This window comes from Pandoraea sp. NE5, assembly GCF_024363545.1.
Taxonomy (GTDB): domain Bacteria; phylum Pseudomonadota; class Gammaproteobacteria; order Burkholderiales; family Burkholderiaceae; genus Pandoraea; species Pandoraea cepalis.
In genome coordinates this window covers 244971-270935 of the sequence record NZ_AP025517.1, presented here as the reverse complement: position 1 = coordinate 270935, position 25965 = coordinate 244971, and the positions used below count along the sequence as shown (strand labels likewise).

Genomic DNA, 25965 nt, shown 5'->3' with positions numbered 1-25965 from the left:
GTGAATTTTCAGCTTTGATACTGATCGATCACAGCACTCAGTCGTTCGTTCATGCGATTCATTCTACTCTGAATTTCTTCCGCGGGGAATGCTTGTCCAGCAGCAATACTTTTTTCCAGCGCAAGCAATTCGGATGCCAGACTCAAGGCTGCCATGACGGCAATCCGGTCGGTGCCGCGCACGTTGCTTTGCGCACGCACCTTGCTCATCTCGGCATCGACGCGCGACACCGCAGACAGCAAGTCGGCCTCGTGTTCCGGCGGACAGGCGAGCCGGTACGACTGTTCCAGAATATTGACTTCGAGCTGCTTGATCGTCATGCGTTTTCTCCACCGGGGGTGCCGAGCAGATCCATTTGACCTTCAGCGGGGTTCTGCGTCGGGAGCTTTTCCAGAATGGCATTCAGGCGAACCTGCGCTTCGTCGATCTTGGCAGCAAGCTGATCGCGCTGCAGACGCAGGGCGTCGCGCTCGACGCGCAACTGCTCGATGGCGGTGCGTGTGTCGTCGCATTCAGCACGCGCGCGATCGAGTTCGGCGAGCAGCGCTTGGTTGTGTTGATGAAAACGTTGGCTGATCACAACCAACTGTTCAATTTTGTCGGTGAGATTGTCGAGATCGGTGAGCATCGGGCTGCGTCCTCTTAATTGCCCTACATTCTAACGGAATCGGCGGCCAATGCCCGACGAACGAGCATTGACGCTCATTCGAATGGCCCCTACACTTGCGGCACTTCGGTGCTCGCGCACGCCCTCCCGGCATGCGCAGTTAAACGGGAAACAGGGAGCCGCGCCCCCACACGGGCTGGTCAACCTGTGCTGCCCCCGCAACGGTAAGTCATTCTTTCGGCCCGAAAGGTTTCCGAAAACGCGCTTCACCTTCATCGCCACTGTGAGCTATCCGCTCGCGGGAAGGCCGGTCAGGCGCCACAATGACCAGCCCGGATACCGGCCGGAGTGAGTGGGGAAACGCCATGCCATCCGGCGCAGCCGGTGGCGGGCAGTCGTCGTTTTCATGTGTCGGTGCTTCGCATCCGTGACGTGTCACCGGCGCTCCCCTTGCGCCAGCGGCCTGCGGGGGAACGGGCCTAGGCAATAAAAAAACTACGGAAGTCACACCCGATCATGCGCACCCACGTTCGCGCGATGGCGCTGCACGCGCCTGTCTTGCCACGTCCTACCTGCACTACCCGCATTACGTCTTCACCGGCCACGTCGGTTGCCGCCCCGCACCGTCTTGCCATCGCGGCGGCCCTGTTGGCCGCCAGCATCGGCGCCCATGCCCAGTCGGCCCAGTCCGCCGATGCCGCATCGACGGCGTCGTCCGTGCCGGCAGTGCTCGCCGCCAATCCGCCCGACAACCCCGCGACCGACAGCCCCACCGCCGTGCAACTCAAGGCGACCGTGGTGACAGCCTCGCGCACCGAGCAGACGCTCACAGACACGCTGGCGGCCACCTCGGTCATCACGCGCGAAGACATTGAACGCAGCCAGACGCAGGACTTGCCGACACTGCTGCGCGGACAGGCTGGCGTGGAAATCGTGCAGAACGGCGGTTTCGGCACGTCGGCCAGCGTCTTCATGCGCGGCGCGGCATCGAACGCTGCGCTCGTGCTCATCGACGGGGTGCCCGTCAACGCAGCCACGACCGGTACGACCAACATCGCTCAGATCCCGGTGTCGCAGATCGACCACATCGAGATCGTGCGCGGCAACGTCTCGGCCCTGTATGGTTCGCAGGCCGTCGGTGGCGTGATCCAGATCTTCACGCGCAAGGGCAACGGCGGCCCGCCCCGCGCCTATGCCGAAGTGGGCTACGGCACGAACAACACCACGCAGGCCAACGCCGGCATTGCCGGCGCGTTCGACGACGGCAAGACCCGCTTCTCCCTGGACGTCTCGCGGTTTCACACCAACGGCATCTCGGCGCAGGACCCGCGCTTCGCGCCGAAGGTCAACCCCAACCGCAACGGCGACGACAACACGAGCGTGAGCGCATCGCTGTCGCGCAAGGTCGGCGACACGTGGGAGGTCGGTGCGCGTCTGTTTCAGAGCGACGGCAGCAGCAGCTACGACAATGCCTACGGCAAGCCCACCGACCTGAACGACAGCGACGCCCGCGTTCGCCAGATCTCTGGTTACGCGAAGGGCAACCTCACGGACAAGTGGAAGACCCGGATTACCGTCACGCAGGGCGACGACTACAGCTATAACTATCTGAACGGCAGCGGTAACGGCAACTTCCATACGTCGAGCAACCAGATCGACTGGGCCAACGAATATGCGTTCATGCCGGATCAGAAGCTGATCGCCGGCTACACGCGTCTGGAGCAAACGGTCGAGAGCAGTACGAACTACGACCGCAACAACCGCCATCTCGATTCGGGCTACGTCGGATATGAGGGACGATTCGGCAAGCATCAGATTCAGGCCAACGTGCGACGCGACGTGTATTCCGATTTCGGCGGCGCGAACAGCTACTGGGCCGGCTACGGCTACTCGCTCACGCCGCAGTGGAAGGTCATGGCCAATGCGTCGGATGGCTTTCGCGCACCGACCTTCAACGAGCTGTTCTATCCGGGGTTCGGCAATCCGAACCTGCAACCGGAACGCTCTATTTCGAAGGAACTCGCCGTGCAGTTCAACGGCGGCGAGCGCCTCGGCCTGGTCAAGTTGACGGGGTTCCGGACCGACTACACCAACCTGATCCAGTCGCTCACGGTGTTTCCGTACACGGCTGCGAACGTCGCAAACGCGCGCGTCGAGGGCCTGGAGTTGACCTACGCGGGCCGTCCGTTCCTCGGCATGGACGTGCGCGCGTCGTTCACGCGGCAGAACCCAACCGATCTGGATGCCGACAGGCAACTGGCGCGTCGCGCCCGGCAGTTCGGGTCGGTCGGTCTGTCGAAGACGTTCGGCAAATTCACCGTCGGCGGCGATGTCTTCTACAGCGGCGAGCGTTACGATACGGGCGGTCAGCATCTCGGTGCCTACACGCTCGTGAACCTTCAGACACGCTACGATATCGACAAATCCTGGTACGTCTCGGCGCACCTCGACAACGTCTTCAACAAGAACTACCAGACGGTCTATGGCTACAACACCCTCGGACGCGCGATTTACGTCTCGCTCGGCTGGAAGCAGTTCTAACGACGTCCCGGCAGGGCGAGACGTCGCATGACGCTGCGTCGCGCCCTCGCCATCTGGACGGGACTGGCCGGTGTGGCACTGGCCGTTCTCGTGGCGTCGCTCATGCTAGGGAGCGTGCCGGTCTCGCTGCGCGAAATCGGCACGTTGCTGCTCGGCCATGACGCCGGTCTTGCCGGCGACGTGGTCTGGCGTCTGCGTCTGCCGCGTGCACTCGCCGCGTTCGCCTGTGGCGGCCTGCTCGCGGTCGCGGGCACGTTGATGCAAACGCTGTTGCGCAACCCGCTCGCTGACCCTTACGTGCTGGGCATTTCCGGCGGTGCGGGGGTTGCCGCGCTGGCGTCGCTGGCACTCATGCTGCCTTTTTTCTGGGTGCAGACGAGCGCCTTCGCTGGCGCGCTTGCGGCCATTGCCCTCGTGATGGCGCTGTCTCGCCGAAGCTTTCTACGCCATGACGATCACGACAGCAGTACCCAATTGTTGTTGACCGGCGTGATGATGGCCGCCGGCTTTGGCGCGCTCGCCACGCTCATTCTCACCCTCGCACCCGACGCCAGCCTGCGCGGCATGCTGTTCTGGCTCACGGGCGATCTGAACGGCGTCGACCGCGCCTGGTTGCCGCTGATCGCGCTCGCGGCGACGCTGCTCATCGTGTGTCCGGTCGCGCATCGCCTGAATGTGCTGCTGCGCGGCGAAGCGGTGGCGCATGGCGTGGGCGTGGCCGTCGGCCCCCTGCGCGCCCGCATCTATCTGGCGGCGTCGCTGGCAACCGCCGTGGCCGTGACCACCGCGGGCAGCATCGGCTTCGTCGGTCTCGTCGTGCCGCACATCCTGCGTCTGCGCTTCGGCAACGATCAGCGCATGCTGCTCCCGGCCGCCGCGCTCGGGGGTGGGGCGTTGCTGATGTTCGCCGATCTTGTGGCGCGCACAGTCATTGCGCCGACGCAATTGCCCGTTGGCGTCATCACGGCGATGATTGGCGTGCCCGTTTTCCTGTGGCTGCTTTCCCGACGGGCCATCCAATGAGCGCACCGCTGCTGCAAACACACGCGCTGACGCTGCGCGCCGCAGAGCGGGTGCTCGTGGACCAGCTCGATCTCGTGATCGCGCCGGGCGAGTGCTGGTGTCTGGCCGGCCCCAACGGCGCGGGCAAGACGACATTGCTCGGCACGCTCGCCGGACTGCGTCAGGTGGACGAGACACCGGCGCGCGGCGCCCCGCTCAGCGCCAGTGGCCGCGTGATGCTTGGCGGCAAGGCGTTGGCGCAGTGGCGACCGGCGTCGCTCGCCAAGGTGCGCGCGCTGATGCCGCAACAGACGCGCGACGCGTTCGGCGCCACCGCGCTCGAAGTGGTGCTGACGGGCCGTCATCCCTATCTGGCGCGAGGCCGCTGGGGGGCATGGGAGTCGGACGACGACATCGCCGCCGCCATGGCCGCCCTTGCGCAGGTTGGTCTGGAGCGCTTCGCCGCGCGCGACGTCACCACGCTCTCGGGGGGCGAGCGCCAGCGCGTATCGCTGGCCGCCGTGCTGGCGCAGGCCACGCCGTTGCTGTTGCTCGACGAACCGGTCTCGCATCTCGATCTTCATCACCAGATCGACGCGCTTGAGCGACTCGCCCGCCACGCCGAAGGCATTGATGCCGCCGTCATCTTCTCTTGCCACGATTTGAATCTGGCGCGACGTTTCGCCACGCACGCGCTGCTGCTCGACGGCCGTGGCGGATGGCGCGCCGGCCCGGTGAACGACGTGCTCTGCGCCGAGCATTGCAGCCACGCCTTCGGGTATCCGCTGCGCCTCATTCGCGATGGCGACGACGAGGCCCTCGTGCCCGTGCGTCGCCTGTAAATGGCGCGCATGATGCCCCGACGGGCGGGCGTACACTCTCATCCGCGTGCGGCCGTCTCGCGCCGTACGCCTGCTTTTGACAGGTGCTGTTCATGACACAAGAAACCCCGCAATCCCCATCCCAATCGGAAGCCGACGACGGGCGCAACGCGCGCCATCGCACGCGCATGGCGCGCAAGAAGGAGGTGATCGACGACAAGATCGCGCAGGCCCAGCGCGACTGTGGCGTGATCGTCGTCACGACCGGCAATGGCAAGGGCAAATCGAGCTCCGGCTTCGGCATGGTCGTGCGCGCGATGGGGCACGGCATGAAGACGGGCGTCGTGCAGTTCATCAAGGGCGCGATCCCGACGGGTGAGGAGACCTTCCTGCGCCGCTTTCCTTCGGAGTGCGAGTTTTTTGTGATGGGCGAGGGCTACACCTGGGAGACGCAGGACCGCACGCGCGACATCGCGAAGGCCGAAGCGGCCTGGGAGCAAGCGCGCCGAATGTTGCGCGACCCGTCGTTCGGTCTGGTGTTGTTCGACGAGTTGAACATTGCCCTCAAGCTCGGCTATCTCGACGTCGACACGGTGATCGCCGATTTGCAGGCACGACCGGAGATGCAGCACGTGGTGATCACAGGACGCGGCGCCCCGCAAGCGCTGATCGATGTGGCGCACACCGTGACCGATATGACGCCGGTCAAGCATGCGTTTGCCCAGGGCATCCGTGCGCAGGCCGGCGTGGAAATGTAACCACTGCCTCATTGTTTCAGGACGTCACCGTATGAATGCTTTCAGCCCCTCGCTCGCCGAGCTTTTCGATATCGCCGCGCCTGCCGCGGCGATGGACGCCTCGCTCAGGCACGCCATTGACATCAAAACGAAGCCGCCCGGCAGTCTGGGCGCGCTCGAGCGCGTGGCCCACCAGGTCGGCCGGATTCAGCAGAGCGCGACGCCCGATCTCGCGCGTCCGACCATGCTGGTGTTCGCGGGCGATCACGGCATCGTCGCTGCGGGCGTGAGTCCATATCCACAAGCCGTCACCGCGCAGATGGTGCATAACTTCCTGCGCGGCGGTGCAGCCATCAATGTGTTCTGCCGCACTCACGGCATTGGGCTGGAGGTCGTCAACGCGGGCGTTGCGGCTGATTTTCCGTCGCATGCATCGCTCGTCGACATTCCCGTGGCGCGCGGCACGCAGAACTTCCTCGAAGCGCCCGCCATGACCCGCGAGCAACTCGAAACGGCGTTGGCCGGCGGGGCCGCGCGCGTTGTGGCGCACGCCTCGCTCGGCACGCGCATGATTGGCTTTGGCGAGATGGGCATCGGCAACACGTCGTCGGCGGCGTGTCTGATGCAGCGGCTGACCGGCCTGCCGCTCGCGGCATGTGTCGGGCGCGGCACCGGTGTCGACGACGCCGGTCTCGTGCGAAAGACCGCCATACTCGAGCGTGCGCTGGCGGCGCATCCGCACGTGGGGAATGGGATGCCGGATCCGCTGGAGACGCTCGCCACCTTTGGCGGCTTCGAGATCGCAATGATGACCGGTGCATATCTCGCGGCCGCGAAGTTGGGACTCGTCATCGTGGTGGACGGTTTCATCAGCACATCGGCGCTGTTGGTCGCCGCGCGCGTGTCGCCAGCGGTGCTCGACTATTGCGTCTTCGCGCACGCGTCGGACGAAACCGGCCATCGTGCCATGCTCGAGATCCTCACGGCGACGCCGTTACTGCAACTGGGCCTGCGTCTCGGCGAGGGCACGGGCGCTGCGCTCGCGATGCCGCTCATTCAGGCGGCCGCCGCGTTTCTGCGCGAGATGGCAACGTTCGAAGGGGCGGGCGTGAGTGAGCGCGAGGCGTCGGACCAATGACCCCCTCGTCCCCCGATCCCTCGCGCCCCGCGGGCGATGCCGATGCGCCGTCGAGCGCGTTGGCAACGCGGGATCGCCCGGCGCGCGAAGGGGCTTGCGCAGGGGCGTTCGGGGGCATCAAGGGACAGGTGCGGCTTTTCCTGACCGCGCTCGGGTTTTTCACCCGGGTGCCGATTCCGCCATGGGTCGGTCATTCGCCCGAGCAACTGAATGCCGCGACGCGTTATTTCCCGCTCGTCGGCGTGTTCGTCGGCGCGCTCGTCGCGTTGTTGACGGTGGCGATGGGCCGGTTGTGGTCGCCGCACCTCGCGATCGCATTGGGGTTGGGCATCAGTGTGCTGCTCACCGGGGCTTTTCATGAGGACGGGTTGGCCGATTCGGTCGACGCGTTCGGCGGCGCGTTCACGCGCGAGCGCGTGCTGGAGATCATGCACGACTCGCGTATCGGCACCTACGGCGCGGTGGCGTTGTGGCTGGCGCTTGCCGTCAAATGGCAGGCCCTCGTCGACATACAGGCGGCGGCGGGGTGGGGCGGCTTTGCCGTCGTGCTGATCGGCGCGCACGCCGCCAGCCGCAGTATGGCGATCAGTCTGTTGCGCTCGCTCGATTACGTGCGCCCGGAAGGCAAGGCCAAGCCGGTCGCGCAACGTTTGCACCTGCGCGAGCTGCTGTTTGGCGTGGCGTGCAGCGTGCCGTGGTGGGGGTGGCCCGACTGGCGCGCCGGCGTGACGGGCGCGGTGGTGCTGATCGCATTGCGCGCGGGCTTCATCCGGTATCTGCGCCGCCGTCTCGGCGGCTACACCGGCGACACGCTCGGCTTTGCCCAACAACTCGGCGAGCTCGCGCTGTATCTCACGGTGTGCGCATGGATCTGATCCTGATGCGGCATCCGCCGCCCGATGTCGCGTCTTCCGTCTGTTACGGCCAGACCGACCTGCCGGTCGATGCGGCGCGCTTCGACGCGTGTGTCGCCGCGATGCGGGCCGGACTCGCGGCGCAACTCGATGGCCGCACGCCGACGGCGATTCATAGCAGTCCCTTGCTGCGCGCACGTCGCGCCGCCGACGCCTTGGCGACGTCGTTCGGCGTGCCGGTGACAGAAGATGCGCGTCTTGCGGAGATGGACTTCGGCGCGTGGGAAATGCGGCCGTGGGACAACCTCGACCGGCGCGATCTCGATGCGTGGGCACGCGACATCCATGGATTCTCGCCTCCCGGCGGTGAATCCGCGCGCGACGTCGTGTTGCGCATGCACGCGTGGGCGAGGGCGTTGCGTGCCGGCGCGAACGACGTGCATGTGGCCGTCGCCCACGCTGGACCGATTCGTCTGCACACCGCAACGGCGTTGCGCATGCCGACCACGGCATGCCTGTCATGGGCGCTCGACTTCGGCGCGCTCTGTCACCTTCACGTTGCCGACGACGGCCATGCGCGATTGATTCGCTGGAACACATGAGCGGCCGGGCGCCGCCCCGCGACGGCATTACTGCACGGCAGGTTGGCGACGTGCGCGAGCGATATCGAGGTCTTCACACATCGCGCGTGCGCCGTCGAGAATGCGCGGGCCGGGCCGGCTGATGAGGTCGCCGTCGATGCCGAACAGGTTGTTGTGGGCCACGGCAGGCAACTGCGGCCACTTGCGCCAGGCGTCGAGCGTGGCGAGCGGCTTGACGGACGCCGTTGCGCCAGACGTCGCCGTGAACATCGCTTCCGGTCGTTTGGCCAGTACCGCTTCGACGGACACGCGCGGCACGAGCGGCGCTTCGTCGGCGAAGACGTTCACACCGCCGCACAGCCGGATCACGTCGCTCACCATGGCGTTGCCGTTGAGTGTCATGAGCGGTTGCGTCCACACCTGATAGAAGACCTCGACAGGCGAGCGCGATGCGTACTGCTTGCGCAGCGCTTCGTAGCGCGCGCGAAACGCTTGTGCCGACGCTTGCGCTTTGGCAGGTGTTCCCGTCAACGTGCCCAGCGTCTCGATTGCCGTGGGCAGATCCGTCAGATGCTTCGGCTCGGAATAGAAGATCGGTATTTTCAACTGTCTCAATGCTTCGACCTGACGCTGCGAGTTGCCATGCATCCACACGACGAGCAGGTCGGGTTTGAGCGAGAGAATGCGTTCGAGATCAAGCGCGCTGTTGTCGCCAACGCGCGGCAGGCGACGCGCGGCCTCGGGGTAGTCTGAGTAAGCGACCACGCCCACCACCTTGTCGCCCGCGCCGGCCGCAAACAGCAGCTCGGTCGCGTGCGGCGAGAGGCTCACCACGCGTTGGGCCGGCGCCGGGAGGGTGACCGTGGCACCGGAGTCATCTTTGACGGAGATGGCGGCGTGGGCACTGAGCGTGGCGAGCCAGGCAGCGGCCAGGGCAATTCCATAGCGGCGAATTCCGCGGAGACGGCAAAGCAGGGGCATGGCCGGAAGATTGAGCGGCATCTGGGCGGGCTTGGGGTTGAAGGACGTGGGTTGGCACGGTGGAGCGTCGCGAAAACGCACCGGCTCGCCGGCCGACTCGCCATTCTCTGCGGGTTGTGTCGTCGCGACAAGGGGCTGGCGTGCTGATCCCCGCGAACCGATGTCATGCATGAGAGGTCGAACGATGCGTGACGCGATAGGCTGGAGCGCGTCGGGACATCGGCAGACAATACTTACGGCCCGTGCGGGGGATTCTGGGAGTGGAAGTCGTGAAGCGAAATATCGGAATGAGGCGCGCGTTGACGCTCGCACTGGTGATGATGCTCGGTGCGTGTGCGGCGCCGGACGGACATGGTGGTGCGAGCGCCGCGAACGGCACGAGCAAGGTGCAAGCCTACGGCGTGATCGACGGTGGCGTAACGGTGGTCAAATAGTGGGACGTGTCGATAGACGCAGGGTGCGAAGCCTCGCGGGACAAAACGCTGGCGATCGCGCCTCAAGTGAAAACGACCGCGCCCCCCGGACTCCGGAGAGTTCAGGGGGCGCGATCGCTAACGCGTTGTCAGGGCGTGACTAAAGCGTGACTACATCCTGACTATAGCGTTACTGAAGCGAGACTCCGGCGACCGGTGGATGGCGCACCGTGTAACAGAACCGCTTGCGCGGCAGTGTCCGGCCAACCGGTTGGCGACCTTAGTTGGACGCCGGGGCCGGGGCGGCAGCACCTGCGTCCGACGCCGGCGCGCTCATGGCAGCGCCTGCATCGCTGGCCGGTGCGGCCGTGTCTGCCGCCGGTGCCGATGCCGACGTGTCGGCGGCCGGCGCGGCCGTTTGGTCTTCCTTCTTGGTGCAACCGACCGTCACGACAGCGGCGGTCAGGAGGGTCGCGAGCAACAGAGGCAGTTTTTTCATTTGGTCGTCCTTTTATCGGGGAAAGCCCTTGCGAAAGAACCTTCAGTCTAACGGCGCCCTTCGGCGATGACTGTATGCATTTGTTGCAGAAATGCTTCAATTTGTAACGAAAAAGGGCTCGCGTCTCACGTCGTTTGATACGAGGTAAGCGCAAATGAGGCGACCCTTCGGGCGCGTTACGAGGAAATTGGACGGCCCCTCACTTCCGCAGTTCCCTAAAATGTCATTCGGGGCGCGAGCCGTCGAGTGCCAACTGCAATCGCTGCCATTCGCCCTCGGTCGACGGCAGGCCGAGCCGCAGACTCGGCAAGGTCCGCGTTTCCCCTTTCGCCACGGCGATCGGACGTGCCTCGAAGAGACGTGTCCAGATGCCCTGCGCCGCCAACTGGGCGTGCCATCGCGGCGCCATCGCATGCGGTGTCCACGCGAATAGGGGCGTGCCTTGCGCGGGCCAGCCCCGCCCTCGCAACAGCGCGAGCAGGCGCTCGCCGTCCTTCTCCAAACGCACGCGCGTCGCCGCTTGCCAGGCCGTATCGCGCAGGGCGGTTCGCACCGCGAACCTTGCCGGGCCGCTGACCGTCCACGCGCCAAGTCGCTCGGCCAAGCGCGTCGCCACCCCTTGCGGACAAAGCGCAAAGCCCGCGCGAATGCCCGCCAACCCGAAGAACTTGCCGACCGAGCGCAGCAGGACGAGGCCATCCTCGCCCGCGTGGCATGTCATCGACGCGTGGGGCGACACGTCGGCAAAAGCCTCGTCGACGATCAACATGCCACCGCGCTCAACAAGCAAACCTTGCCATCGGGAGAGGGTCTGGCGTGAAACGCACCGTGTCGTCGGATTGTCGGGATTGACCCACACGAGGTAGTCGACGTCGGGCAAGCCGGCCTCGGGCCCCAGCCATGGCACAAGGGTGTGTCCGGCTTGGGCGAAGGCCGGCGCGTACTCGCTGTAGGTGAGCGAGGCGACGGCGACGCGTCCCGGCGGCAGCAGCGCGGGTAACGCGCGAATGACGGCCTGCGATCCGGCGCACGGCACCACGGCCTGGACAGGCGCGCCGTAGTACTGCGCCGCCACGTCGCGCAGATCGTCGAAGGCATCGGGCAAGTCGCGCCAGACGCTCGCGGGCGGCAGCGGCACGGGATAGCCGTTCGGATTGATGCCGGTGGACAGGTCGAGCCAGTCTTCGCGCGGCCGTTGATACCGCACAATGGCTTCGCCGAGATTGCCGCCATGGCGAGGCGCTGGTGACGCGTACAACGCGGGGAATGCCGTCTCGTTCACAACATTCCCGTCGGCACGCTATCGGCCTGTGAGGCCGCGAAAAGCGCCAGCGCGCCGCCGACGATCAGCCACATCCACATCGAGCGAGAGATGAGCCGCCACGCGGCCTCGATGTGCGACGGCGACGGCGTCATGCCACAACCGAGCGCCGGACGTGCTTCCCACTCGCCGTGATAGCGGGCGGGGCCGCCCAATTGGACACCGAGACTGCCGGCACCAGCGGCCATCACCGGCCCGGCGTTCGGGCTGGACCAGGCGCTCGCCTGCGTGCGCCAGCAGTCGATGGCCCGGGCGACGTCGCCGAAGATGGCGTAGCTCGCAGCGGTCAGCCGCGCGGGAATCCAGTTGAGGGCGTCGTCGATGCGAGCCGCCGGCCGGCCGAAGTACAGAAACTTGTCGGTGCGATAGCCCCACATGGCGTCGAGCGTGTTCGCGAGTCGGAACAGCACGACGCCGGGCGCACCTGCGATGGCGAACCAGAACAGCGCGCCGAAGATGGCATCGTTGCCGTTCTCCAGCGTTGACTCCACCGCTGCGCGCGCGAGATCGGAGGCACTCGCGTCTTCAGTGTCGCGCGAGACGATGCGAGCGGTGAGCGCGCGCGCTTGCGCCAAGTCGCCGTCGCGCAGTGCCTGGGCGATGGGCATCACATGCTCGCGCAGGCTGCGCGCCCCCAGGGCGGCGTACAACGCGAGCGCCTGCCAGACAATGCCGCCCCAACCGGGCAGGAACGTCAGCGCCCAGGCGATCGCGACGGGCAGTACCAGCATGATCGCCCACGCCCAGGCGCCGCGCACCATGGCGCTGAACGGCTTGTCCTGGATGCCGGGCGCGTTGAGCCAGGCTTCGACGCCGTTGGCGATGTAGCCGAACCCGGCCAGCGGATGCCACCGGCGCGGCTCGCCGAGCCAGGCGTCGAGCAGTACGCCGATCAGGGCGGCGAGCCAGAGCGATTCGGGGGCGATGGCAGTGAGCATTGGCGATTATCCTTTGACGGTCATCGGCAATCCGGCGACGACAAAACGCACTTGCGGGGCGCGTGCCGCGACACGCTGGTTCAGACGGCCCAGCTCATCGACGTAGCGGCGCGTCAGCGAGCCCATCGGAATCACGCCGAGTCCGATTTCGTTGCTGACGACAACGATCTTGCCGGGCAGCGATTCCAGCGTCCGGTCGAGCGATTCGACGACACCGTGCCACTGCGTATCGCTGGCGGGCCCGTCGGGATGATCGTCGGGCGGGCAGAGCCAACCGGCCAGCCACAGCGGCAGACAGTCGACCAGTACGCAATGGCCGTCACGGGCGACGTCGCGCAGCGTTCCCGTGAGATCGCGTCCGACTTCCACGGTGCGCCAGTGCGCCGGACGGCTGGCGCGATGGTGGGCGATGCGCGCGCGCATCTCGGGCTCGTCGCTTACCGCGGCGGTAGCGACGTAGGTGACCGGCAGGCCGCTTTGTCCGGCGAGACGTTCGGCGAACGCACTCTTGCCGGAGCGCGCGCCACCCAGCACGAAAGTCAGGTCGAGGGCACTCATGGGCAATATTGTACGAGCGGCCGATGCGATAATTCGCGTCATGAGTGAATTCCCTGTCAATTTGGCGGCGCCCGCACGCGCCTATCGGGGCACCCTGATGATTCAGGGCACGTCGTCCGATGCCGGCAAGAGCACTTTGGTCGCCGGTCTGTGCCGTTTGCTCCATCGTGAAGGCGTGCGCGTGGCACCGTTCAAGCCGCAGAACATGGCGCTCAACAGTGCCGTGACGGCCGACGGCGGCGAGATCGGTCGGGCGCAGGCCTTGCAGGCGCAGGCGGCCGGCATCGCGCCGCACACCGACTTCAATCCCGTGCTGCTCAAACCGAGCAGCGACCGCGGCGCGCAGGTCATCATCGGCGGCAAGGTCATGGCCGATCTCGATGCGCGTGCGTATCACGAGTACAAGCCCCGTGCGATGGCCGCCGTGCTGGCCGCTTACCAGCGCTTGCGCACCGGCTACGATGCGGTGCTCGTCGAAGGGGCCGGCAGTCCGGCCGAGGTGAACCTGCGCGCGCGCGACATCGCGAACATGGGCTTCGCCGAGGCGGTCGACGCGCCAGTGTTGCTCGTCGCCGATATCGACCGGGGCGGTGTGTTCGCGCAATTGCTCGGCACGCTCGCGTGTCTGTCCGAGAGCGAGCGTGCACGCATCAAGGGTTTCGTCATCAACCGGTTTCGAGGCGATCCGTCGCTGTTGACCAGTGGCCTCGATTGGTTGGAGGCGCGCACCGGCATCCCGGTGCTGGGCGTGTTGCCCTATCTTCACGGCCTGCACCTGGATGGCGAAGACATGCTGCCCGACGAGCGCCACTCGGCCGCGCGCAGCGAGACGCGCCTGCGCGTCGCGGTACCCGCTTTGCCACGCATCAGCAATCACACCGACTTCGACGCCTTGCGGGCGCACCCGCAGGTCGATTTCCGCTATGTCGGCGCGGGCGAGTCGTGGCCCGACAGCGATCTCGTGATTCTGCCCGGCAGCAAGCATGTGCGTGCCGATCTGGCATGGCTGCGGGGGCAGGGTTGGGCGCCGGCCATCGCACGGCATCTGCGCTACGGCGGCAAGGTGCTAGGTATCTGCGGGGGCTTGCAGATGCTCGGGACGTCGATTCACGATCCGCTCGGGCTGGAAGGCGAGGCGGGGACGACCGCCGGCCTCGGATGGCTCGACCTCGAGACCACGATGCAGCCGCAAAAGCAGCTCCGCGTCGTGACGGGACACCTGAGCGTCGGCGATGCCCCCGTGAGCGGCTATGAGATCCACATGGGCGTGACGCACGGGGCGGCGCTCGAGCGGCCGGCTGTCTGGTTGGCGGGCGACGCGAGCCACGCGGCGCAATCGGGTGAAGCGGCCGCCCGCGCCGACGGCGCCCGCTCGGCCGACGATCAGGTGATGGGCACCTACCTGCATGGCCTGTTCGATACGCCACAGTCCCTGCAAGCGGTGCTCACGTGGGCCGGTGCCGGTGATGTCGAAGCGCAGGACTACAACGCGCTACGCGAGGCGTCGCTCGACCGGTTGGCGGATTCGCTGGCGGCGCATCTGGATCTATCGCGGGTATGGGCATGTCTGCATGAGTGCACAGCGAAGGTGGAGTGACGCGAGGCCGCCATCCCGCCGTTGTAAGATGAACGGCAAATCGACCTAGGGGAGTCTGCAATGCCGGTGATTGTGGTGGCGAATCCGAAGGGGGGAGTGGGCAAGAGTACGCTGGCGACGAATCTGGCCGGCTATCTGGCCGCGCAGGGGCATGCGGTGATGCTCGGTGACACGGATCGGCAGCAGTCGTCGCGGGCCTGGTTGGGCTTGCGCCCGCCTGGACTGCGTCCGATCGCCACCTGGGATGTCGATCACAACGATGTCGCCCGTCCACCCAAGGGCACGACCCATGCGGTGCTCGACACCCCCGCGGGTTTGCACGGCAAGCGGCTCGAGTCGATCCTCAAACTCGCCGACTACGTGCTGGTGCCGCTGCAGCCGTCGATCTTCGATATTCTCGCCACACGCGATTTCCTGCAAAAGCTGGGCGAGGAGCGGGCGGTGCGTCAGGGCGATGTGCGTATCGGCGTGGTCGGCATGCGGGTCGATGCCCGCACTCGCGCGGCCGATCAGCTCTCGCGCTACTGCGAGGAGGCCGGCTTGCCGGTGCTCGGCATGCTGCGCAACACGCAGAACTATGTGCAGCTCGCCGCGCACGGCCTCACGCTGTGGGACGTGGCGCCGGGACGCGTTGAGCGCGATCTGCCGCAGTGGGAGGGCATTACGGCCTTCGTCGCGAAGTGATCGTCTGCGCGGCGGTTAATGCGCCGGCGCGACGACAATGACCAAGGGGCCCGCAGGCCCCTTGGTCATTCGACACTTGTCGTAGGCGTTGACGCGCGGCCTTACTTGGCCGCTTGCGCCGCCTCGAAGGCGCGTGTCTCTTCCCACGCTTGCAGCGGCACGTGATCGCGTTCGCCCTTCTGCACGTTCTTCTCGTCGACGAACACCAGCTTGGGCTTGAACCCGGCCAGTACTTCCTTTTCCTCGACCTGTGCGTACGACACGATGATGACGACGTCGCCCAGTTGCGCGCGGCGGGCCGCGGCGCCATTGAGCGAGATCATGCCGCTACCGCGCTCGCCGCGAATGGCATAGGTCGTGAAGCGTTCGCCGTTGTTGACGTTGAAGATGTCGATTTGCTCATTTTCGACAAGGCCCGAGGCTTCGAGCAGATTCTCGTCGATCGCACACGAGCCTTCGTAATGCAATTCGCAATGCGTCACGGTGGCGCGGTGGATCTTCGACTTGAGCATGGTGCGGTACATGGCTTGCCTCTAGTATTACGGTGTCGCGCGAGCGGCGCGACGAAAGATGCGCGTGCAACCGGCACGCGCGGCTTGCGTCGGGAGCACACGGCAACGGTCGTTCGACCGTATGCGGCGTGCCCGGCGCTCAGATTTCGAGATTGTCGATCAGTCGTGTCGCGCCGAGCTTGGCGGCCGCAAGCACCACCAGGCTCTCGGCCGGTGCGGCGCCAGGGGCCGGCACGCGCAGGTTGGCGCGTTGGCGAATCGCCACGTAATCCGGCTTCCAGCCGCGCTCGGTCAGCGTTTGCATGGCTGCGGCTTCGAGCGCCGCATAGTCGGTTTTGCCCCCGTTGACGTCGTCGCGGACCTGGCCCAGCAGACGATAGAGCTGCGGCGCTTCCGCTCGCTCGGCGTCCGACAGGTAGCGGTTGCGCGAGGACAGCGCCAGGCCGTCGTCGGCACGCACGGTCTCGGCGGCGATGATTTCGATGGGCAGCGCGAACTGACGACACATGCTGCGCACGATCATCAGTTGCTGGTAATCTTTCTTGCCGAACACGGCCACGCGCGGCTGCACGCACGAGAAGAGCTTGGTGACGACCGTACACACGCCCTTGAAGAAGCCCGGGCGGAACTCGCCTTCGAGAATGTCGCCCAGATCGTGCGGCGGCTCGACGCGGTATTCCTGCGGCTCCGGATACATCTCCCTTTCGTCCGGCGAGAACAGCACGTAGACGTTCTCGCGCGTGAGCTTCTCGACGTCGTCCGCCATGGTGCGGGGATACTTGTCGAAGTCTTCGTTCGGTCCGAATTGCAGGCGGTTCACGAAGATGCTGGCAACGACCGGGTCGCCGTGCTGGCGCGCCAGCCGCATGAGCGACAGATGCCCGTCATGCAGATTGCCCATCGTGGGCACGAAGGCGACGCGATTCTGTCCGCGCAGTTGGTCGCGCAGTTCATGAATCGAAGGGATGACTTTCATTGAGGTTCCGTGCGTGGCGTACGTGTGTGTTACGTCCAGGCGTGGCGCGTGCCTTGTCTGGCAAGGGCGTGGCCGCCAAAACGTCCGGGCGATTGTAGAGGAAATCTCAATGGGCGTGCGCAAAACCGCGCTGGCATGGCGGACTCGCGCCGCCCCGAGTTTTCCTGGGCGCTTCGTTGGGCGCTCAGTTGGGCGAGTAGGTCAGGCGGACATAGATCGGCGCAAACGGCTCGGCCTGGGTGATCTCCAGCAACGACTCGCGCGAGAGTTCGAGCATGGCGATGAAGTTGACCACCACGACCGGCACGCCGCGCGTGACGTCGAACAGTTCGGTGAACTCCATGAAGCGTGCGCCTTGCAAGCGTCGCAGAATCTGGCTCATGTGCTCGCGCACGGACAACTCTTCACGCGAGATCTTGTGATGCTGCACGAGCTTGGCCCGGCGCAGCACTTCGGCCCACGCGGCGCGCAGGTCCTCGGCGTCGACATCGGGGAAGCGCGGCTGCAGGCTTTGCTCGATATAGACCTGCGAGCGCAGAAAGTCGCGGCCGAGCACCGGCAGCGTGTCAAGCTTCTGCGCGGCGAGCTTCATCTGTTCATACTCGAGCAGCCTGCGCACGAGTTCCGCGCGCGGGTCCTCGGCGTCTTCACCGGTGTCGGCCTTCTTGACCGGCAGCAGCATGCGCGACTTGATCTCGATGAGCATCGCGGCCATGAGCAGATACTCGGACGCGAGCTCGAGATTGGTCCGGCGGATCTGGTCGACGTAGAGCAGGTACTGCTTCGTGACCTGCGCCATCGGGATGTCGAGCACGTTGAAGTTCTGCTTGCGGATCAGATACAGCAGCAAGTCGAGCGGGCCTTCGAAAGCTTCGAGGAAGATCTCGAGCGCGTCCGGCGGGATATACAGATCGTTCGGCAGGGCGAAGAGCGGCTCGCCATACAGGCGCGCACGCGCCACGCCGTCAACCGTGTCGGGCGTGGAGTCCTGTCCGCTGTGCGGCGCGGGCAGCTCCGTCGTCGCGCTGCCGGCCGGGCGCGGCTGGGGCGATGCTGGCCCCGGCGCGTCCGGGGCTTCCGGTTGGTCCGAGATCTCCGGTGTGTACGATGCCTCTGACGCCGTCGCATCGACGTGCGCCGACGCCGGCGCGACGTCGGGGATCGGCTCGGGCGTGTGCGACGGATCGTCGGGCGGACTCGGATTCAAGACGGGACTCGGCCGGGCAGCGGCGACTTACTCGCCCTGATAGACGTAGGGCTGCTGGGCCACGCGCGACTGCTGGGCCTGGCGGCGCTCATCCAAATCGATCGGCTGCTTGTCCCACAGCAGGGCGCGACCTTGACGTTGTTCGGCTTCCAGCGTCGGCTTCTCGGTCTTCAGTTGCTTGATGAATTGGGTGATGTCGGATTCGTACATGGTCGATTGCTCGAAAAATAGGCGGCAGCGGCGCCATCGGGGCGGCGCCAATCGACGCAGATTCTACCGCAAACCCGTCCCTGGCCCACCGTTTTGGCTGTTTTGGGCCAAGCGGGTGAACGGGGGGAAGGGTTATGGTCAAATACGTCTCATATACGCCTTACATGCGCATCGCACGCGCCAATGCTGTGCCATGCTTGCACCCAGGGTGCGATTGAGCGCCATTGACCGCATGCCGCACGACCGGCCGCAACATTCAACACGCCAAGGAAGGTTTTGACCGTCTCGCAGATCCCACCCGGTTTCGACGTTTGCCGTCGCCCAGTCGTGCCCCCTTTGCGCACGCTACCGGCCATGCTGATCACGCTGGCCGGCTTGATATTGGGCCTGGGAACGACCGGTGCGGCGCAAGCCGACTATCGCGTTCGTGTCGACGCCCCCAACGGTCTGGCCAAGCTCCTGACGGACAACCTCGATCTCGTGCGCTACGCCGCGCGCGACGACATTGGCGAGGCCCAGTTCGAACATCTGATCGCGACCGTGGGCGAGCAGGTGCAGGAACTCACGTCGACGGAAGGTTATTTCTCGCCCGTCACGCGTGTGGACGTGGCCACCATCAACGGCAAGCGCGACGTTCACGTCGCAGTGGCTTCCGGCCCGCGCACGCATATCAAGAACGTCGATCTCACGTTCACCGGCCCGGTGATCGAGCAAGATCCACAGCGTGTCGCGCAGTTGCGCAATGCCTGGGCGTTGCCGGTGGATGCGCCGTTCCGTCAGGCTGACTGGGACAAGGCCAAGGACGACACCCTGTTCCAACTGGGGCAGAAGCGCTATCACGCGGCGAAAATGGCCTTCGCGCGCGCCGTGGTCGATGCCGATAACGACGCCGCCTCGCTCGTCGCGACGTACGAGAGCGGTCCGCCCTTCACCCTCGGTCCGCTCATCATCTCCGGTACGCGGCGCTATCCGGCGCAGATCATCCGCAATGTCAATCCGCTGTCCGAGGGCGAGCCGTTCGACGCCGAGCGCTTGCGGGAACTGCAGCGTCAGATTCAGGCCACGCCATACTTCTCGAACGTCATCATCTCGGTCACGGAGGACCCGGCGCGTGCCGAAAACGCACCGGTCGAAGTCAAGGTGCGCGAATTCCCCACGCAGCGCGTGCGAAGCGGGGTCGGCTATACGACCGATACCGGCGCGAGCGTCAACGGGCGTTATTCGTACTACAACCTGTTTGGCCGCGCGTGGACGTTCAACACGCAGGCGCGTCTGGAGCAGTATCGACAGGGCGGGTACGCCGAAATCGCCATGCCGCCCGACACCAGCGCGTACACCAACAGCCTTCGCGGATCGTTCGAGCGCACTTATCTGAATGGTCTCGATCAACGCTCGACCCAGATCGGCATCAAGCGCGCCCGCTCGCGCGATCGCTACGACTGGGCCTATACGCTCGACTTTTACCGCGCGGACGAACGTCCCGACGGCGGCCAGCCTTTCCTCAACAAGGCGCTCGTGGCGGCGTTTTCGTGGAACCGTCGCGATGTCGACGATTTGATCTTTCCGCGCAAGGGCAACATTGTGAACACGCAGATCGGCGTCGCGGCGAAGCCGGTCCTCACCGATCAGAGTTTTGGGCGTCTCTATGGCCGTATCCGTCAGTACTTTCCCGTGGGCCAACGTGACATCGTGATCGCGCGCCTGGAGCTTGGCGCCGTGCTCACCAATGGCAACAGCAACCGGATTCCGTCGTCGCTGCTGTTCTTCGCGGGTGGCACGTCGTCGATTCGCGGGTACACGTATCAGAGCATTGGCCGTCAGCAGAACGGCACCACGTTCCCCACGAAGTACCTTGGCACGGCAAGTCTCGAATATCAGCGCTGGGTCACGCGTGACTGGGGCGGGGCCGTGTTCTGGGACGTCGGCACGGCTACCGACGACTATCGCCATCCCACGCCGCTGTATCACGGCGTGGGGGTCGGTGTGCGCTGGCGCAGCCCGGTCGGGCCGGTGAACCTCGATCTGGGCTACGGCGTGCGCAACAAGCAGTTCCGTCCGGCCATCTCGTTAGGGGTGGCTTTCTGATGACGATGCCGCTCGATACCTCACTGCCGCCGCGTCCATCCGAGCCGCCTCCAACGCCCCCATCACCGCCTGCGCATCGCCGGCGATGGGGGCGAGCGCTGGCGGGCGTCGTACTCGCCGTCCTGCTCATTGTCGTGTTGGTCATTGGCGCGCTGCTCTGGGCGATGTCGAGCGAACGCGGCAGCCGCTGGCTGTGGCAGACAGCCGTGTCGACGCTCGGCGGCAAACTCTCGGGGGAATGGCGCAGCGGAAGCCTCGCGCACGGCTTCACCGTGAACGACCTGCGCTATCTCGACGGTGCAACGCGCATCACCGTGAGCCGACTCGAAAGCCGTTGGGACTTGCGCTTGCGCCCGCTGCATTTCACCGTCGACAAGTTGCAGGTGGGGGATGTGGAGATGGCGTTTGCGCCGTCGCCACCGTCGAGCACGCCCGCGACGATGCCGTCGAGCCTGCGTCTGCCGCTAGGCCTCACGCTGAACGACGTGCGTGTGGCGAAGCTCACACTGCATTCGCCTGCGCTGGTGCTGGAAGATGTTCGCGTCGCCGCGCGCAGCGACGGCACGCAACACACGATTCAGGTCGAACATCTCGGCACGCCCTACGGCGACGTGCGGGCGAATGTGCAGTTGAACGGCCGGCGTCCGTTCGCGCTGGGCGGCAACGTCGGCTTGCAAGCGAAGGCGGGCGATATTCCGGTCGCCCTGCAGGCCGACCTGTCCGGCTCGCTCGACGCGCTCGTCGTCGACTTGACGGCGACCGGAAAGACGCTGAACGGTACGGCGCACATTGCCGCGTCGCCGTTCAGCGCCGTGCCGCTCTCGCGCGCGCAGGTGTCGCTCGATCACCTCAATCCGCGCGACTTCGATCCCACGGCGCCGCAGGCAGATCTCGCGGTGCAGGCCGATTTGCGACCGGCGCCGGGGGCCAAAACATTCCGCGTGCTGGGGCCGGTGTCCGTGACGAACGCCAAGCCAGGGGCCATCGATGCCGGCGGGCTGCCGGTCGAAAGCCTGCGCACGCAGGTGCTGCTCGATGCGACGCATCAGGCGCTGACCGATATCGAGCTGAAGCTTGTGGGCGGTGGCCGGCTCACCGGCAGTGGCGAGCTGCGTCGGGAGAGGGGGGGCGTGTCGGTGGCGGCGACAACGGCGCCTGTCGCGTCGGCGGCAAAGGGGGCGAAGGGGGCCAGCGCCGCAAAGGCGGCGCCGCCGACGTCGCCGGATGCCGAGGCGACCGTCGGCGGCTTCGCTTTGACGATGCGCGATCTCGATCTGCGCGCGTTGTACCGCAAGCTGCCTGCGACGACGCTCGGCGGGCCGCTCGACATCAAGCTCGACGCCACCGGTCAACATATCGTCCTCGATTGGCGCGACGCGGCCCGACGTGTGCTGGCCGACATCGGTCTCGATGCTAAGGGCACCACCGTCAACGCGCTCTCGCTGGAGGCCGGCGATCGCAAGGTTGCGGCCACCGGCGTTCTCGAAAACGACGACGCGGGCGCCTATCGGACCCAGATCAAGCTCACGCGCTTCGATCCCGCCGACTGGTACGACCTTTACGGCCCGCAAAAACGGGGTGCCAAGCCACCGGCGGCGAGCGTCACGGGGCAGGTCGATGCGCAGGGGGCGCTGCGTCCGGCGTTCGGACTGGCGCTCAAGTTTGCATTGCAGGACAGCGTCTACGCCGACTTGCCGATGAGCGGGTCGGGCACGGTGAGGCTGGCGGGCACGCGCCTGCTGCCCAGTGACGCCAACCTGCTCGTGGCAGGCAATCAGGTGCAACTGCGCGGCAGCTTCGGCACCGCGGGCGACAAGATGGCGGTGAAGGTCGACGCGCCGTCGCTCGACAAGCTGGGCTTCGGCCTTGCCGGTCGCCTGCAAGTGGACGGGCTGGTGTCGGGCACGATCGAGCGTCCGGTCGTGGTCGCGACGCTCGCGGCCGACAAGCTTGTCTTCGGGGCGCAAAAGCTCCAGCATCTGAGCGGGAAGGTGGACGTCAGCGGCGGCCTGCCGGGCGCGGCGGGCGACCGGCTGAACGTGACGCTCGAGGGCCAGGGCCTGACCAGCGACATCGCGCGGCTCGACCGGCTCTCGCTCGCGCTGGCGGGCACACGCGGCGCACACACATTGCATCTGAAGGCGGCCGGCAAGCTTCGCGAAGCGCCGCTCGACATGAATCTCGATGCCGCCGGCGCCGTGACCGATACGCGCGGCAAGCCAGGCTGGCGCGGCACGATCCAGACGCTCGAGAACCGGGGCGTGCCGAAGCTCACCCTTGCGTCCCCGTGGCAGGTCCAGGTGAGTGCCGATCGCGTACATCTTGGCGCGGCCAAACTCGTGACGGATGCAGGGACGGCGTTGCTGGCAAACCTCGACTACGGCGATGGGCAACTGAAGACGGCGGGCACCCTCGACACGCTCGACGTCGCGCAGGTGCTGCGCGTCATGCACGCGTTCACGGGCGAGTCGCCGTCGGTCGCCAGCGACCTCGTGCTCGACGGCAAATGGGACGTGCACACCGGTCAGCGTGCCGACGGCTTTGTCGAAGTCGTGCGGCGCAGTGGTGACGTCACGTTGCGCCGCGGCGGGTTGAACGAGAGCGTGAACGTGACGGTGACAGGCGTTCCCGGCCTGACGGCGGAGAAGGGCGGCGTGGGGGCGCGCGTGCCGCTCGGGATCTCGGCGCTGCGCGCGCGCGTCGACCTGGCGGGGCAGACAGCGCACGTCACGCTAAAGGCCGTCTCGTCGCTGGTCGGCACGTTGGACGCCGACATACAGGCGGGCCTGCATGTGCAGGGCGGCATTCCCGAGGTGCAGGACACCGCGCCGCTCGCCGGACGCCTCGCCATTGCCATTCCCGATCTCTCGAATTTCGAGCGTCTGGCCGGGGCGCAATTTGCCTTCAAGGGGCGTGCGAACCTGCAAGTGACGCTCGCGGGCACGGTAGGCAAGCCACGTCCCACCGGCGAGCTGACCGCCGACGATCTGTCGATGCAGATGTTCGACACGGGCGTGCGCGTCAAGAACGGGCGGGTGCGCATTGCGCTCACCCCGACCGAGATCGTGCTGCGCGACGTGGTCGTGACGGGCGGTGGCGGGGGCACGGCGCGGGCGACGGGCAACATCCGGCTCGACACGCCCGAGCCGACGCTTGGCGTTACGCTCACGGCCGACAAGCTGCAATTGTTCGCCGCGCCGGACCGGCAGTTATCCCTTACCGGCGAGGCGAAGGCGATGGGCAGTGGCGACGCGACGGCCGTGACTGGCAAGTTCACCATCGACCGGGCCCGTTTTGCGCTGCCGCCGACCAGCGCGCCGAAGCTTGGCGACGATGTCGTGGTGGTGCGCGGCGGCGCGCAGGCCCGCACCCGGCCGCTCGATGCGAAGGAAGAGGCTGCCCGCATCAGCGCGAAGCCGGCCAGCCGCTTCTCGCCGCACATCAACGTGGACGTGGATCTGGGGCGGGACTTCCGTTTCGTCGGTGCCGGGGCCGACCTGCTGTTGCGCGGCAGCGTGCGCTTGCAGAGTGACCCGCTCACGACGATGCGCGCAACCGGCACCATCACGGTGGCGGAGGGCACGTACGAGGCGTTCGACCGGAAGCTCGCGATCGAGCGCGGTCAGATCAACTTCGTCGGCCCGCTCGACAATCCGGACATCTACATTCAGGCGATGCGCCGCAATCAGGAAGTCGCCGCCGGGGTGCTGGTGACGGGCACGGTGCGCCAGCCGCGTGTGTCGCTCGTCTCCGAGCCGAACGTGTCGGACGAGGAGAAGCTCTCATGGCTGATGTTCGGCCACGGCCCCGATGGCGCGGGGCTCGGCCAGCGTCAGGCGATGGCGGGGGCGGCTACGGCGCTGCTCGGGGCCACGGGCGGCAGACGCATCATCAAGGATCTCGGGATCGACGAGTTCAGCATCGGCACCAGCGATTCGGGCCTGTCGGACGACGAGCAGGTGGTGAAGGTGGGCAAGGCAATCTCGGACAACTTCGCCTTGGGATACGAGCAAAGTCTGACCAGCGCCGCGAGTATCGTGAAGATTACCTGGCAGGTGTCGCGTCGCTGGCAATTGGTGCTGCGCACCGGTTCGCTGTCCGGCTTCGACGTGCTGTTCAACCGTCGCTTCGACTGATCGATGCGGGGACGCCACGGCGCGCCAAATGCGTGGAAAAAATACGGGAAAAGGAGGTGTTGTCGATGACAACGTTGCGCAGTTTCGTTCACCCGGCGCAGGGGCTGCGCCGGGGTCTTCGCTGGGGAGTCGCCATGGGATTGTTCGCGAGTCTGTTGGGCTTGTTCGGCTGCGATCAGCAGCAGATCGACAAGGTGCGTCAAAAAGCGCGCGATACGGTCAATGCGATCAAGCCGGATGACATGCTGTTGCGCAACCTCACCCCGGGCGTCACGACCGAGGCCCAGGTGCGCGAGCAGATGGGCAAGCCGGAAATCGTCTGGGAGAACGACGACGGCTCGCGGCGGCTGGAGTATCCGCGTGCGCCGGGCGGCTTGCGGACCTACATGGTTGACATCGCGCCCGACGGGAAGCTGCGTGGCGTCAGCCAGGCGCTCTCGCCGGAGAACTTCGAACAGGTACGCCCGGGCATGTCACAGGACGACGTGCGGCGTCTGCTCGGCAAGCCGACGAGCGTGGCGGAGTACCGACTGAAGAAGGAAACGGTGTGGAGCTGGCGCTGGCTTGAGGACGGCGTCAACACGGCGGGCATGTTCAACGCGCACTTCGGCCCCGACGGCCGGGTAACGGTCACGTCGCGCTCGGCGGATCCGGCGTCGGAGCGTCCCTGACCCGGGGGCGAGGCGACGGCCGGTCGCTCGGCCGCGGCGACTCGGCTTTATGGCATCGCCCGCGATGGTTGGCCCTCGGCCTGCTCGGACGGCGTCGCGGGCGCGGCGTGGCGGTTGCGATGCGTCACCATGCGGTCGTGCAGGCGAACGATGATTCGGCTGCCCGTCTTCTCGAACAGAAATGGCAGCAGTGCGTGCACGAGACACGCCAGACATGCTCCCAGCAAGGGCAGCGCGAAGGACAGTGCCGATCCCATGTGTTGGAGGTAATTTTCACCGACAGAGGCCGGATGCTGAGTGAAGATTTTCATGATGCCGCCTGTTTTCGGAATGTTTCTGAAGTTTACGTGCCAATGAGAGGTAAAGGGTTTCAAATTTTCTGCCGAATGGCGTAGGATTTGGAAGAATTTTCCTCTCAGGTGGCTGTCGTGGACAAAACCGATCTCGCAATTCTCGAAAATCTGCAAGCCGATGCCTCGCGCTCGCTGGGCGAACTGGCCGAAGCCGTGCATCTGTCGCCGACGCCCTGCTGGCGGCGCGTGCAGCGCCTGCGCGAAAACGGCGTCATCACGGGGCAGGTGACGCTGTGCGATCCTCAGCAGCTCGATCTGCGCGTCACCGCGTTCGTGTTCATCAAGGCGGCAGCGCACAGCGAGGACTGGATGGTCCGCTTCGTGGCGGGGGCACGGGAATTGCCTGAAATTGTGGAGATGCACCGGATGGCGGGCGAGATCGACTATCTGCTCAAGGTGTATCTGCCGGACATCGCTGCCTACGACCGTTTCTATAAGAAGCTCATTCGCGTGGCCGATCTGCAAGACATCAGCGCGAGTTTCTCGATGGAAACGGTGAAATTCACCACCGCGTTGCCGGTGGATCATTTGCGTTAGCCTGTC

26 protein-coding genes and 1 riboswitch are annotated in these 25965 nt (G+C 66.0%); of the genes, 14 read left to right on the top strand and 12 right to left on the bottom strand.

The window, feature by feature from the left end:
- Positions 1 to 8 precede the first annotated feature (8 nt).
- The gene (locus tag PanNE5_RS01120; RefSeq protein ID WP_017235030.1) at positions 9 to 320 is read right to left on the bottom strand and encodes a cell division protein ZapA; all 312 of its coding nucleotides are present in this window, start codon (positions 318 to 320) and stop codon (positions 9 to 11) included.
- The gene (locus PanNE5_RS01115) at positions 317 to 628 is read right to left on the bottom strand and encodes a hypothetical protein (protein WP_017235031.1); all 312 of its coding nucleotides are present in this window, start codon (positions 626 to 628) and stop codon (positions 317 to 319) included. The genes PanNE5_RS01120 and PanNE5_RS01115 overlap by 4 nt, the downstream gene beginning before the upstream one ends.
- Before the next feature lie 89 nt (positions 629 to 717).
- A riboswitch (cobalamin riboswitch) is annotated at positions 718 to 970 on the top strand.
- Positions 971 to 1123: 153 nt separating this feature from the next.
- On the opposite strand from PanNE5_RS01115, the gene PanNE5_RS01110 reads away from it, so the two are divergent.
- From PanNE5_RS01110 to PanNE5_RS01080, 7 genes are all read left to right on the top strand, one after another.
- On the top strand, positions 1124 to 3148 hold the full coding sequence (locus tag PanNE5_RS01110; protein WP_017235032.1) for a TonB-dependent receptor plug domain-containing protein: 2025 nt from the start codon (positions 1124 to 1126) through the stop codon (positions 3146 to 3148).
- Positions 3149 to 3175: 27 nt separating this feature from the next.
- Positions 3176 to 4171 (top strand): FecCD family ABC transporter permease, encoded by a 996-nt coding sequence (locus tag PanNE5_RS01105; RefSeq protein ID WP_261939028.1) that lies wholly within the window; start codon positions 3176 to 3178, stop codon positions 4169 to 4171.
- Positions 4168 to 4992 carry an ABC transporter ATP-binding protein gene (locus tag PanNE5_RS01100; protein ID WP_017235034.1) on the top strand — a complete coding sequence of 275 codons (825 nt, stop codon included), beginning with the start codon at positions 4168 to 4170 and terminating at the stop codon, positions 4990 to 4992. The genes PanNE5_RS01105 and PanNE5_RS01100 overlap by 4 nt, the downstream gene beginning before the upstream one ends.
- Positions 4993 to 5084: 92 nt before the next feature.
- Positions 5085 to 5729 (top strand): cob(I)yrinic acid a,c-diamide adenosyltransferase, encoded by a 645-nt coding sequence (cobO, locus tag PanNE5_RS01095; protein WP_026132160.1) that lies wholly within the window; start codon positions 5085 to 5087, stop codon positions 5727 to 5729.
- 31 nt (positions 5730 to 5760) lie between these two features.
- Entirely contained in the window at positions 5761 to 6846 is a 1086-nt protein-coding gene (gene cobT / locus PanNE5_RS01090) for a nicotinate-nucleotide--dimethylbenzimidazole phosphoribosyltransferase (protein ID WP_017235036.1), read from the top strand.
- Positions 6843 to 7721 (top strand): adenosylcobinamide-GDP ribazoletransferase, encoded by an 879-nt coding sequence (locus PanNE5_RS01085; RefSeq protein ID WP_261939027.1) that lies wholly within the window; start codon positions 6843 to 6845, stop codon positions 7719 to 7721. The genes cobT and PanNE5_RS01085 overlap by 4 nt, the downstream gene beginning before the upstream one ends.
- A complete protein-coding gene (locus PanNE5_RS01080) occupies positions 7712 to 8302 on the top strand; it encodes a histidine phosphatase family protein (RefSeq protein ID WP_017235039.1) in 591 nt (196 codons plus the stop codon). Before PanNE5_RS01085 ends, PanNE5_RS01080 begins: the two co-directional genes overlap by 10 nt.
- A 27-nt stretch (positions 8303 to 8329) precedes the next feature.
- Here the strand turns inward: PanNE5_RS01080 and PanNE5_RS01075 are convergent, their stop codons facing one another.
- Positions 8330 to 9283, bottom strand: a complete 954-nt coding sequence (locus PanNE5_RS01075; RefSeq protein ID WP_261939026.1) for a cobalamin-binding protein — start codon at positions 9281 to 9283, stop codon at positions 8330 to 8332.
- A 248-nt stretch (positions 9284 to 9531) separates the two neighbouring features.
- Here PanNE5_RS01075 and PanNE5_RS01070 point away from each other — a divergent pair, with 248 nt between their 5' ends.
- Positions 9532 to 9696, top strand: a complete 165-nt coding sequence (locus tag PanNE5_RS01070; protein WP_261939025.1) for a hypothetical protein — start codon at positions 9532 to 9534, stop codon at positions 9694 to 9696.
- Positions 9697 to 9955: 259 nt separating this feature from the next.
- On the opposite strand, the gene PanNE5_RS01065 is transcribed toward PanNE5_RS01070, so the two are convergent.
- The 4 genes from PanNE5_RS01065 to cobU form a co-directional block, all read right to left on the bottom strand.
- Positions 9956 to 10174 (bottom strand): hypothetical protein, encoded by a 219-nt coding sequence (locus PanNE5_RS01065; RefSeq protein WP_017235042.1) that lies wholly within the window; start codon positions 10172 to 10174, stop codon positions 9956 to 9958.
- Positions 10175 to 10397: 223 nt separating this feature from the next.
- A complete protein-coding gene (gene cobD / locus PanNE5_RS01060) occupies positions 10398 to 11456 on the bottom strand; it encodes a threonine-phosphate decarboxylase CobD (protein ID WP_261939024.1) in 1059 nt (352 codons plus the stop codon).
- A complete protein-coding gene (cbiB, locus tag PanNE5_RS01055; protein WP_261939023.1) occupies positions 11453 to 12433 on the bottom strand; it encodes an adenosylcobinamide-phosphate synthase CbiB in 981 nt (326 codons plus the stop codon). Before cbiB ends, cobD begins: the two co-directional genes overlap by 4 nt.
- Positions 12434 to 12439: 6 nt before the next feature.
- On the bottom strand, positions 12440 to 12991 hold the full coding sequence (gene cobU / locus PanNE5_RS01050) for a bifunctional adenosylcobinamide kinase/adenosylcobinamide-phosphate guanylyltransferase (RefSeq protein ID WP_017235045.1): 552 nt from the start codon (positions 12989 to 12991) through the stop codon (positions 12440 to 12442).
- A 40-nt stretch (positions 12992 to 13031) separates the two neighbouring features.
- Here cobU and PanNE5_RS01045 point away from each other — a divergent pair, with 40 nt between their 5' ends.
- Positions 13032 to 14588 carry a cobyric acid synthase gene (locus tag PanNE5_RS01045; RefSeq protein ID WP_261939022.1) on the top strand — a complete coding sequence of 519 codons (1557 nt, stop codon included), beginning with the start codon at positions 13032 to 13034 and terminating at the stop codon, positions 14586 to 14588.
- A gap of 60 nt (positions 14589 to 14648) precedes the next feature.
- A complete protein-coding gene (locus PanNE5_RS01040) occupies positions 14649 to 15272 on the top strand; it encodes a ParA family protein (protein WP_017235047.1) in 624 nt (207 codons plus the stop codon).
- A gap of 101 nt (positions 15273 to 15373) precedes the next feature.
- On the opposite strand, the gene panD is transcribed toward PanNE5_RS01040, so the two are convergent.
- From panD to PanNE5_RS01020, 4 genes are all read right to left on the bottom strand, one after another.
- Positions 15374 to 15796 carry an aspartate 1-decarboxylase gene (gene panD, locus PanNE5_RS01035; RefSeq protein ID WP_017235048.1) on the bottom strand — a complete coding sequence of 141 codons (423 nt, stop codon included), beginning with the start codon at positions 15794 to 15796 and terminating at the stop codon, positions 15374 to 15376.
- 127 nt (positions 15797 to 15923) lie between these two features.
- A complete protein-coding gene (panC, locus tag PanNE5_RS01030; protein ID WP_017235049.1) occupies positions 15924 to 16760 on the bottom strand; it encodes a pantoate--beta-alanine ligase in 837 nt (278 codons plus the stop codon).
- 184 nt (positions 16761 to 16944) lie between these two features.
- The gene (locus tag PanNE5_RS01025) at positions 16945 to 17772 is read right to left on the bottom strand and encodes a segregation and condensation protein A (protein ID WP_051060282.1); all 828 of its coding nucleotides are present in this window, start codon (positions 17770 to 17772) and stop codon (positions 16945 to 16947) included.
- Positions 17773 to 17994: 222 nt separating this feature from the next.
- Positions 17995 to 18177: a DUF3460 family protein gene (locus PanNE5_RS01020; RefSeq protein WP_017235051.1), complete on the bottom strand. Its 183-nt coding sequence runs from the start codon at positions 18175 to 18177 to the stop codon at positions 17995 to 17997.
- 354 nt (positions 18178 to 18531) lie between these two features.
- Here PanNE5_RS01020 and PanNE5_RS01015 point away from each other — a divergent pair, with 354 nt between their 5' ends.
- The 3 genes from PanNE5_RS01015 to bamE all read left to right on the top strand — a co-directional run bounded on the left by PanNE5_RS01015 (position 18532) and on the right by bamE (position 25069).
- Positions 18532 to 20262: an autotransporter assembly complex protein TamA gene (locus tag PanNE5_RS01015; protein ID WP_261939021.1), complete on the top strand. Its 1731-nt coding sequence runs from the start codon at positions 18532 to 18534 to the stop codon at positions 20260 to 20262.
- Complete coding sequence (locus PanNE5_RS01010; protein WP_261939020.1) at positions 20262 to 24398, top strand: translocation/assembly module TamB domain-containing protein; 4137 nt, start codon at positions 20262 to 20264, stop codon at positions 24396 to 24398. The genes PanNE5_RS01015 and PanNE5_RS01010 overlap by 1 nt, the downstream gene beginning before the upstream one ends.
- Before the next feature lie 134 nt (positions 24399 to 24532).
- Positions 24533 to 25069, top strand: a complete 537-nt coding sequence (bamE, locus tag PanNE5_RS01005) for an outer membrane protein assembly factor BamE (protein ID WP_017235055.1) — start codon at positions 24533 to 24535, stop codon at positions 25067 to 25069.
- A 47-nt stretch (positions 25070 to 25116) separates the two neighbouring features.
- Here the strand turns inward: bamE and PanNE5_RS01000 are convergent, their stop codons facing one another.
- Positions 25117 to 25380: a DUF6356 family protein gene (locus tag PanNE5_RS01000; RefSeq protein WP_017235056.1), complete on the bottom strand. Its 264-nt coding sequence runs from the start codon at positions 25378 to 25380 to the stop codon at positions 25117 to 25119.
- A gap of 117 nt (positions 25381 to 25497) precedes the next feature.
- Between PanNE5_RS01000 and PanNE5_RS00995 the strand changes: the two genes are divergently transcribed.
- Positions 25498 to 25959, top strand: a complete 462-nt coding sequence (locus tag PanNE5_RS00995) for an Lrp/AsnC family transcriptional regulator (RefSeq protein ID WP_026132166.1) — start codon at positions 25498 to 25500, stop codon at positions 25957 to 25959.
- The last annotated feature ends 6 nt before the right edge of the window (positions 25960 to 25965 follow it).

What these genes read in the sequence shown, in the direction of transcription:
- PanNE5_RS01120 (WP_017235030.1), bottom strand. Translation starts at nt 320, where the DNA reads ATGACGATCAAGCAGCTCGAAGTCAATATTCTGGAACAGTCGTACCGG.
- PanNE5_RS01115 (WP_017235031.1), bottom strand. Translation starts at nt 628, where the DNA reads ATGCTCACCGATCTCGACAATCTCACCGACAAAATTGAACAGTTGGTT.
- PanNE5_RS01110 (WP_017235032.1), top strand. Translation starts at nt 1,124, where the DNA reads ATGCGCACCCACGTTCGCGCGATGGCGCTGCACGCGCCTGTCTTGCCA.
- PanNE5_RS01105 (WP_261939028.1), top strand. Translation starts at nt 3,176, where the DNA reads ATGACGCTGCGTCGCGCCCTCGCCATCTGGACGGGACTGGCCGGTGTG.
- PanNE5_RS01100 (WP_017235034.1), top strand. Translation starts at nt 4,168, where the DNA reads ATGAGCGCACCGCTGCTGCAAACACACGCGCTGACGCTGCGCGCCGCA.
- cobO (WP_026132160.1), top strand. Translation starts at nt 5,085, where the DNA reads ATGACACAAGAAACCCCGCAATCCCCATCCCAATCGGAAGCCGACGAC.
- cobT (WP_017235036.1), top strand. Translation starts at nt 5,761, where the DNA reads ATGAATGCTTTCAGCCCCTCGCTCGCCGAGCTTTTCGATATCGCCGCG.
- PanNE5_RS01085 (WP_261939027.1), top strand. Translation starts at nt 6,843, where the DNA reads ATGACCCCCTCGTCCCCCGATCCCTCGCGCCCCGCGGGCGATGCCGAT.
- PanNE5_RS01080 (WP_017235039.1), top strand. Translation starts at nt 7,712, where the DNA reads ATGGATCTGATCCTGATGCGGCATCCGCCGCCCGATGTCGCGTCTTCC.
- PanNE5_RS01075 (WP_261939026.1), bottom strand. Translation starts at nt 9,283, where the DNA reads ATGCCGCTCAATCTTCCGGCCATGCCCCTGCTTTGCCGTCTCCGCGGA.
- PanNE5_RS01065 (WP_017235042.1), bottom strand. Translation starts at nt 10,174, where the DNA reads ATGAAAAAACTGCCTCTGTTGCTCGCGACCCTCCTGACCGCCGCTGTC.
- cbiB (WP_261939023.1), bottom strand. Translation starts at nt 12,433, where the DNA reads ATGCTCACTGCCATCGCCCCCGAATCGCTCTGGCTCGCCGCCCTGATC.
- cobU (WP_017235045.1), bottom strand. Translation starts at nt 12,991, where the DNA reads ATGAGTGCCCTCGACCTGACTTTCGTGCTGGGTGGCGCGCGCTCCGGC.
- PanNE5_RS01045 (WP_261939022.1), top strand. Translation starts at nt 13,032, where the DNA reads ATGAGTGAATTCCCTGTCAATTTGGCGGCGCCCGCACGCGCCTATCGG.
- PanNE5_RS01040 (WP_017235047.1), top strand. Translation starts at nt 14,649, where the DNA reads ATGCCGGTGATTGTGGTGGCGAATCCGAAGGGGGGAGTGGGCAAGAGT.
- panD (WP_017235048.1), bottom strand. Translation starts at nt 15,796, where the DNA reads ATGTACCGCACCATGCTCAAGTCGAAGATCCACCGCGCCACCGTGACG.
- panC (WP_017235049.1), bottom strand. Translation starts at nt 16,760, where the DNA reads ATGAAAGTCATCCCTTCGATTCATGAACTGCGCGACCAACTGCGCGGA.
- PanNE5_RS01020 (WP_017235051.1), bottom strand. Translation starts at nt 18,177, where the DNA reads ATGTACGAATCCGACATCACCCAATTCATCAAGCAACTGAAGACCGAG.
- PanNE5_RS01015 (WP_261939021.1), top strand. Translation starts at nt 18,532, where the DNA reads ATGCTGATCACGCTGGCCGGCTTGATATTGGGCCTGGGAACGACCGGT.
- PanNE5_RS01010 (WP_261939020.1), top strand. Translation starts at nt 20,262, where the DNA reads ATGACGATGCCGCTCGATACCTCACTGCCGCCGCGTCCATCCGAGCCG.
- bamE (WP_017235055.1), top strand. Translation starts at nt 24,533, where the DNA reads ATGGGATTGTTCGCGAGTCTGTTGGGCTTGTTCGGCTGCGATCAGCAG.
- PanNE5_RS01000 (WP_017235056.1), bottom strand. Translation starts at nt 25,380, where the DNA reads ATGAAAATCTTCACTCAGCATCCGGCCTCTGTCGGTGAAAATTACCTC.